Here is a 7,021-nt window from a genome sequence, read left to right on the forward strand (position 1 = left end):
GTGTTGCAATGACCGGTTGAATCCACCCCCCAATATCTGCCCCTCCCTTTCAAGGGAGGGGTAAGGGGTGGGTGTCGCCGTCAGGCGATCAAAACGCTTGAATAGAAAGGCTCGCTCCGCTCGCTACCCACCCCCGTCCCCTCCCTTGAAAGGGAGGGGTAAGGCGAAGCGCGTAGGTTTCGTGATCGGGTGTGCCTGCACCGCGCCGGTGACAACGAATTCCGGCGCGAGAGCGATGCGGCGATCGCCGCGGCAAAGGCGGCGATCGGCAGCATCTGGGGCGGGGCAGGCAATCGCCTGTCGGTTGAAACGCCGCGAACTTGTCAGCGGCGGCGGGTGCCGCGCGGGCCGCCGAAGCCGGATCCCGGCGTGCGTTCCCGGTAAATGATCCGGCCCTTGTCGAGATCATAGGGCGTCATCTCGACCTGGACGCGGTCGCCGACGACGGAGCGGATGCGGTTTCGCCGCATCCTCCCCGCCGTATAGGCGATGATCCGATGATCGTTTTCGAGCAGGACGCGGAAGCGCCCGTCGGGCAGGATCTCGTCGATCCGCCCGTCGATGGTCATCAGTTCCTCCTTGGCCACCTGGTTCAGACGGCCTGGAGGTTCACCGCGGACTGCTTGCCGCGCTGGTCGTTCTCGACGTCGTACGAGACCCGCTGATCGGGCTGCAGCGTCGTCATGCCGGCGCGCTCTACGGCGCTGATATGGACGAAGCTGTCATTGCCGCCGTCCTCGGGCGCGATGAAGCCATAGCCCTTGTCGATATTGAAGAATTTGACCTTGCCGATGGGCATGAGATGTTCCTTTCGCGAAACATGAATTGTCCGCGCGCACGCGCGCACGGAGCCAGGAAGCGTGAAAGGGAAGAGTCCGCCTGGAAGCGTCGATTTCCGTCGCAGGCGACGATAGCCATCCTGATATGGGGTCGCGGACGCGATTATCAAGCAGGCTTCGCGCGCGCCCCCTGACGCTTATGTTCGTCCGGCCTGTCCTACAGCCAGCCAGTTGGCATATGGAAATTGCCCCCTATCGAAGAGGAGGCAGATCATGGTCGCGAAGACGAGCGCGGCGCGGCGGGCGGCTTTCATGGCTGCCTTGCGCGCGACGGGGAACCTGACATTGGCGGCGGAGCGCGCGCGGGTGTCGCGGTCGTGGGTGCAGCTGCACCGTTCAGGTGATCCCGAGTTCCGGCGCGAGAGCGATGTGGCGATTGCCGAGGCCAAGGCGCGGTTGCGCGAGGGGAGCGCGATACAGCCCCCGTCCGGCTGGGGCTCGCTCGATGGCGAGGAGCTGGTGGTGCGCGGCGGCAATGGCCGGCGCACGCAGATCGCGCGGGCGCGGCTGAAGCAGTGGACGCCGCGCGTCGAGGCGCGCTTTCTCGCGACGCTGGCGGCGACATGCAACGTCAAGGCGGCGTGCGCCGAGGTGGGAATGACGCCGGCTTCGGCCTATGGCCATTATCATCGCTGGCAGGGCTTTGCGCGGCTGTGGGACGAGGCGCTGGAGACGGGCATGCGCGGCTCGAATGGGGGCTGCTCGAAAGCTGCTGCAACCTGTTTTCGGCGGGGCTGGTCGAGTCCGACGCGCCGATGCCGGGGATGACTGCGCCGCTCGCGCTGCAGTTGCTCAACCTGCACAAGCATCGCGTCCACGGGCTGGGCGGAAGGCCGGGACGCGCGCCGCGGCGCGCGACCGAGGCGGAAACCAACGCGGCGCTGTGGCGGGCGATGCGGGCGGTGAAGCGCGAACAGGAGACCAGCGAGGCGCAGCGTGCGCGCGAGCGGGCCGAATGGGATCGCCGGGCCAAGGCGAAAGTGCGCTGAGGCTCGCACCGCCGGGGCGGGCGCGCGCAAGCGAGCCGGGGCGCGATACGCAGCGCCCCGGCCCTGGCGACCCGGAAAGATTACTGTCCGGTCGAATTGGTGGGGTTGGCGGGCACGGTCGTGTTGTCGGCCACCGCGTCGATCACGTCCGCCGCATTGTCCGCCGAAACTTCGACATTCCCGGCAGCGCTCCGGAAAGGCTGGGTGCGCAAGCGGGGAAAAACCACCTCGAGCGGCTTGGTGTCGGGCAGCACATAGACATATCCGCCTTTCTTCTGGAAAAGCGGACGAACGCTCTTGCTGTAGAACGCCATCGGCACGTTGATGCAGCCAAATGTGATGCGGTTGTCGTCTATGGCAGGCGACAACATCCGCTGGCGGCGCCGTTCCTTCTGGTTGCCGGTCGGGATCGGATGGAGCGCCACGGACGTCGCATAGTCCACCCAGAGCACCTTCTGCCTGCCAGCCGCCAATCCGAATTTCGCCAGGAAACGCCCCGCGGGCGTTGTCCGCTCCGCGGGGCCGATCTCGGCAAGATTCTTGGTTCCAACGCCCGGGGTGGCCTCATCTCCGACGGCGACCCCGATCAATATCGGAACCTGGCCGAGCGACTTCCCCTTTGCATCGAACAAGAAGAGGGAAGCAGCCGCCTTGTCGACAATGATGTACGGCAGGGACCCGTTATCCCCTGATGCGGCAATCCAGTCGGCAACGCGCGTGGCGGCCTCCGATCGTCCCGCCTCGCCCTCATTTTCCGCATCACTTGTCTGCGACGTCGTCAATCCTGACGCCTGAAGGCTCTCCGCCGCTTGTGCAGGCACAGAGGCGGTCAGCGCAAGTCCGGCAAGCGCCAGGAGGACATTGATCATCGCTCGATGCACTCAAATTAAACGGTCGCGGCCACGAAAAGGTGCCGACGCCGGAAAGCACGGTCCGATCAGACCATTTTCAAGATGAGCGTGAACGCTCATCGACTCGGAAAATGGTCTGGTTCAATCTGATGGAGCATTTTCAGGCGGAAAACCGGTTCCCACTTTTCCTGAAAATGCTCTGGAATTCGCCGTCTTGCGGCGTCAGTTGCGCGGCCGCTTCCGTTCCTGCATTTTCTGCTCGATGCCATCCACGCGGGCATTGAGCTGATCCAGGCGCTGGCCATTATTCTGCGCCTGCCCGGATGCGGACTGCGCCTCTGCCAATGCAGACTTCGCGGTGGCGTCGGTCGCCTGCAATTTCGTTTCGAGCGCATCAACGCGCTGGCTCACGGCAGCGACCTGCTCTCGCACAAACCCCTTGGTGGCGCAGCCGCCCAAACCCAGGGAACCAGCCAAAAGCACAACTGCAGGTGCCAGTTTCGTCAGAGATGGGGACATCGAATTCTCCTAATGGTTAACGCCCCCCGCCGCCGTTCCAAGCCGAGCGCTGACGCGCGAACAATGCGATTCTGTCCGGCTGTGCATCCGCTCAGGTAAATGGATGATGCCGGCATGCTCATCCTGCGGGTCCGGCACGAACGCGCGGACCGGATTATCGGGCGCGGGACGCGTCGATGTCAGTCGTCGTCATAGTCGTGATAACGATCGCTATAGCGATGCCGCTCGCGGTCGCGGCCCTTGCGCCAGTCGTCGCGGTAGACCCGGCGCTCGACATAGCGGTCGCAATAGCCATCCTCGCAATAGCTATCGACAATGCGCTCGCGCACGACGCCGTTATTGGAAGAGCTGTTCGAGCTCGTGTTCGACGATTGGCTTCCGGCATGGGCCACACCGGCCGTCATCGCCACGGCAGCGAACAGGACCAGCTTGATACGCATGGCACTCTCCTTCGATCCGCCGTTACAATCGGCCATCCAGGCGGAACCGCCGATGAACAAGGCGCGCAAGGTGTCGCCATTGGCCTTGCGGAATGGGCAGATTGTCGGAGGCGTCTGGCGGACGGAGGCAAAAAGCTCGGCGACACCGGTCGCGCGCGTCGATCAGGACTTCGACATTTGCGAAGCCGGGGGCAGCGATACTGGAGCACGCAATCCCGGCGCGAACGGCCGTCACGCCGCATCGTCCGGGCGCAAGCCTGCGCTGGGGCGGCGATAATATGTTCGGGTGGATCCTCGCGGTCCGCCCGGACGAGAATGGCGCCCGGCGGACAGCCCTTCGGATGCCGAACGAGCCGGGGCGCGATACGCAGCGCCCCGGCCCTAGCGACCCGGAAAGATTACTGTCCGGTCGAATTGGTGGCGTTGGCAGGCACGGTCGCGTTGGCGGCGTTCATCGCGCCATTCTCGATCGCGTCGGCCTGCGCGTCGCCCGCGTTGCGGACGGCGTCGGCCTCGTTCTCGAGCGCCTCTTCGGCAACCGCATTGGTCGTGTTGTCGGCCATCGCGTCGATCGCGTCCGCCGCATTGTCCGCCGAAGCTTCGACATTCTCGGCGACATTCTCGGCGGGGGTCTGGCCGCAGGCGGCAAGCGCCACGAGGCCGGCAAGCGCGATCGATTTCACAACAGTCTTCATGGGTATCCCCTGCACAATTGGCCGCGGATCATCGCGGCGGGAATGCGCAGAAAGTCCGAAGAGCATAAAGCGTTCCCGAAAATGCGACGAACCGAGCGGGTGCGATTGACGAGAAGTCGTAAAAATGACGCGGATAATTGCGAAAAGTCATTGGAACGCCAAAGACTCGGGGTCAGGCGGCGGGGCTGAAAAAATCCGTGGGGCTATGTTGCGGCGCAGCGGCTGTGGAGGTCGGGGGGTTCTGTTGCCCGGCCCCCCCGGGGCCGCTGGAATCCGATTCTGTTGCCCGGTTCGGCCCGAACCGCGTTCTGTTAGAATAATTTCAGGGCGTTAGCCCCAAAATTACGCTGCGAGAGCGAGTGCTTCGTTATCGTTGGCACTTGTGGTTTTGAACGGTTTTACGGCGCATTCAGGCCGGGCAAAGGCATCGCTTTTCAACACACGTCGATCCTAGTTCGGCCCCGTCAGAAACCCCTGTTTCCAGAGGGTTATGGTGGAGCCGCCGGGTACCGCCCCCGGGTCCGCTGCATCTATTATACGACACGATTTATCGCCATAGCCGGACGAATCCGGCACCAGCCAATATAGGGATTGTTGTGTAAATGAAAAGTGACCCGATCGTGCGATGCCGGGGGCATGGTCGATCGGGGCGCTCGTGCGGGCATCCCATCCTGTCATGCCAGCGCAGGCTGGCATCTGCCGACGGGAAGAGCGCCTCGATCTTCAGCAGATCCCAGCCTTCGCTGGGATGACGTGGGGGAGCTACTTTTTCAGCGCGTCGCGGATCTCGGTGAGCAGCTCGACCTCGGTGGGGGCCGCGGGCGCCTCGGCCGGCCGGTTGATCCTGTTGGCGATCCTGACGAGCAGGAAGATCGCGAAGGCGAGGATCACGAAGTTGATCAGCTCGGTGATGAACTGGCCATAGCCGAGCAGCGGCACGCCCGCGGCCTTCAATGCGGCATAGTCGGCGAGCGAGCCCTGATAGTCCGCGGGCACATCGCCGAGCACGACGAACAGCGACGAGAAATCGACCTTGCCGAAGCTCGCGCCGATCACGGGCATGACGAGGTCCCCGGTCAGCGAGGTCACGATCTTGCCGAACGCGGCGCCGATGATGACCGCGACCGCGAGGTCGAGGACATTGCCGCGCGCGATGAATTCCCTGAACTCCCTCAGCATGGCCTTCCCCTTGTTGTGCTGCCGTAACGTGCCCATTTTCGCTTTGGCTTCGACAAACGGACAAAGGGTTTTTATCATGAAAGCCCATTCTTCAAAGGGGATTGCCATGAAAGCGCGTTTCTTCCTCGGTCTGACACTCGCCGCGACGCTCGCGGGCTGCGGCATCAACAGCGTTCCGACCGCCGAAGAGAATGCCAAGGCCAAATGGGCCAATGTCCAGGCGGACTATCAGCGCCGCGCCGACCTGATCCCCAACCTGGTCGAGACCGTGAAGGGCTTTGCCGCGCAGGAAAAGGACGTGCTGACGCAGGTGACCGAGGCCCGCGCCCGCGCGGTGCAGGTGCAACTCACCCCCGAGCAGCTCAACGACCCCGCTGCGGTGGCGCGCTTTCAGCAGGCGCAGGGCAATCTCTCCAGCGTGCTCAACGGGCTTCGCGTGACGGTGGAGAAATATCCCGAGCTCAAGTCCAACGAGAACTTCCTCGCGCTGCAATCGCAGCTCGAGGGCACCGAGAACCGGATCAACGTGTCGATCAAGGACTACAACACCGCGGTGCAGAGCTATAACACGACGATCCGCACCTTCCCCGACCTGATCGGCGCCAGGATCATCCACGGCGCCAAGCCGATGGTGCCCTATCAGGCGCGGCCCGGTTCGGAACAGGCGCCCACGGTGAATTTCGGCTGAGATTGCTGACGTTTTCATCCTTGTCATCCCCGCACAAGCGGGGATCCAGGAACACGGAATCATGAGGAACTCCCCCGATATGGTGTTCATGGATTCCCGCTTTCGCGGGAATGACGTGGTGTGGCTGTTGCTCACGCTGCTCCTGCTGCTGGTCGCGGTCCCGGCGTGGGCGCAGAGCTTTCCGCCGCTCACGGGACATGTGGTCGACAATGCCAATGTGTTGCCCGCCGATCGTGAAGCGGCGCTTGATGCGAAACTTGCCGGATTCGAAAAACAGACGGGCCGGCAGTTCGTCGTCGCCACCATCGCCGACATGCAAGGCTATCCGCTCGACGATTATGGGTATCAACTCGGACGCGCATGGGGAATTGGGCAGAAGGGCGAGAACAACGGCGTCGTCCTGTTCATCGCTCCCAACAATCCCAAAGGCCAGCGCGGTCCAAGAATCGAGGTTGGCTACGGGCTCGAGCCGATCCTGACGGACGCGCTTTCGCGGGTCATCATCAACCGGACGATGATGCCACGACTACGCGACGGTGATATTCCAGGTGCGGTCGAAGCCGGCGCCGACGCAATCATCCAGCAGATCAGCCTGCCTCCCGAGGAGGCGGCGAAGCGGCAGCAGCAACTGCTCGCCGCCGAGAAGGACCGCGGCGGCGACGGTGTTCCGGTCGCCCTGATCTTCTGGATCATCGTCATCCTGTTCATCGTAATCCCGATGTTCTTCGGCGGCAGGCGCGGGCGCAAATATCGGCGCGGGCATGGCCCCATCGTGATCTGGGGACCGGGTGACTGGGGTGGTGGCTCGGGCGGTGGCGGCT

12 protein-coding genes and 1 other RNA gene are annotated in these 7,021 nt (G+C 63.6%); 5 read left to right on the top strand and 8 right to left on the bottom strand.

What is annotated here, in order from left to right:
- Positions 1 to 323 precede the first annotated feature (323 nt).
- Together infA and AC3WJD_RS21360 are read right to left on the bottom strand one after the other, a co-directional pair.
- On the bottom strand, positions 324 to 587 hold the full coding sequence (gene infA, locus AC3WJD_RS21355) for a translation initiation factor IF-1 (protein WP_492748775.1): 264 nt from the start codon (positions 585 to 587) through the stop codon (positions 324 to 326).
- Between the two features lie 5 nt (positions 588 to 592).
- Positions 593 to 799: a cold-shock protein gene (locus tag AC3WJD_RS21360; protein WP_492748776.1), complete on the bottom strand. Its 207-nt coding sequence runs from the start codon at positions 797 to 799 to the stop codon at positions 593 to 595.
- A 253-nt stretch (positions 800 to 1,052) separates the two neighbouring features.
- On the opposite strand from AC3WJD_RS21360, the gene AC3WJD_RS21365 reads away from it, so the two are divergent.
- Together AC3WJD_RS21365 and AC3WJD_RS21370 are read left to right on the top strand one after the other, a co-directional pair.
- Entirely contained in the window at positions 1,053 to 1,607 is a 555-nt protein-coding gene (locus AC3WJD_RS21365; RefSeq protein WP_492748777.1) for a hypothetical protein, read from the top strand.
- Complete coding sequence (locus tag AC3WJD_RS21370; RefSeq protein ID WP_492748778.1) at positions 1,604 to 1,828, top strand: hypothetical protein; 225 nt, start codon at positions 1,604 to 1,606, stop codon at positions 1,826 to 1,828. Before AC3WJD_RS21365 ends, AC3WJD_RS21370 begins: the two co-directional genes overlap by 4 nt.
- A gap of 80 nt (positions 1,829 to 1,908) precedes the next feature.
- Here AC3WJD_RS21370 and AC3WJD_RS21375 read toward each other — a convergent pair whose 3' ends face one another.
- From AC3WJD_RS21375 to AC3WJD_RS21385, 3 genes are all read right to left on the bottom strand, one after another.
- On the bottom strand, positions 1,909 to 2,697 hold the full coding sequence (locus tag AC3WJD_RS21375; RefSeq protein WP_492748779.1) for a hypothetical protein: 789 nt from the start codon (positions 2,695 to 2,697) through the stop codon (positions 1,909 to 1,911).
- A gap of 204 nt (positions 2,698 to 2,901) precedes the next feature.
- Positions 2,902 to 3,198 (bottom strand): hypothetical protein, encoded by a 297-nt coding sequence (locus AC3WJD_RS21380; RefSeq protein WP_492748780.1) that lies wholly within the window; start codon positions 3,196 to 3,198, stop codon positions 2,902 to 2,904.
- Between the two features lie 179 nt (positions 3,199 to 3,377).
- A complete protein-coding gene (locus tag AC3WJD_RS21385; RefSeq protein ID WP_492748781.1) occupies positions 3,378 to 3,638 on the bottom strand; it encodes a hypothetical protein in 261 nt (86 codons plus the stop codon).
- 52 nt (positions 3,639 to 3,690) lie between these two features.
- Here AC3WJD_RS21385 and AC3WJD_RS21390 point away from each other — a divergent pair, with 52 nt between their 5' ends.
- Positions 3,691 to 3,915, top strand: coding sequence for a hypothetical protein (locus AC3WJD_RS21390; protein WP_492748782.1), 225 nt, complete (start codon positions 3,691 to 3,693; stop codon positions 3,913 to 3,915).
- A 121-nt stretch (positions 3,916 to 4,036) separates the two neighbouring features.
- Here AC3WJD_RS21390 and AC3WJD_RS21395 read toward each other — a convergent pair whose 3' ends face one another.
- The 3 genes from AC3WJD_RS21395 to mscL all read right to left on the bottom strand — a co-directional run bounded on the left by AC3WJD_RS21395 (position 4,037) and on the right by mscL (position 5,512).
- Complete coding sequence (locus AC3WJD_RS21395; protein ID WP_492748783.1) at positions 4,037 to 4,333, bottom strand: hypothetical protein; 297 nt, start codon at positions 4,331 to 4,333, stop codon at positions 4,037 to 4,039.
- 268 nt (positions 4,334 to 4,601) lie between these two features.
- Positions 4,602 to 4,946: a transfer-messenger RNA gene (ssrA, locus tag AC3WJD_RS21400) on the bottom strand.
- A 149-nt stretch (positions 4,947 to 5,095) separates the two neighbouring features.
- Entirely contained in the window at positions 5,096 to 5,512 is a 417-nt protein-coding gene (gene mscL / locus AC3WJD_RS21405; protein WP_492748784.1) for a large conductance mechanosensitive channel protein MscL, read from the bottom strand.
- 106 nt (positions 5,513 to 5,618) lie between these two features.
- Here mscL and AC3WJD_RS21410 point away from each other — a divergent pair, with 106 nt between their 5' ends.
- On the top strand, positions 5,619 to 6,200 hold the full coding sequence (locus tag AC3WJD_RS21410; protein ID WP_492748785.1) for a LemA family protein: 582 nt from the start codon (positions 5,619 to 5,621) through the stop codon (positions 6,198 to 6,200).
- Positions 6,201 to 6,261: 61 nt separating this feature from the next.
- A partial coding sequence (locus AC3WJD_RS21415; RefSeq protein WP_492748786.1) for a TPM domain-containing protein occupies positions 6,262 to 7,021 on the top strand: 760 nt, incomplete at its 3' end.

This window comes from Sphingobium sp. FW306-1B-F04DB (genome assembly GCF_058781925.1).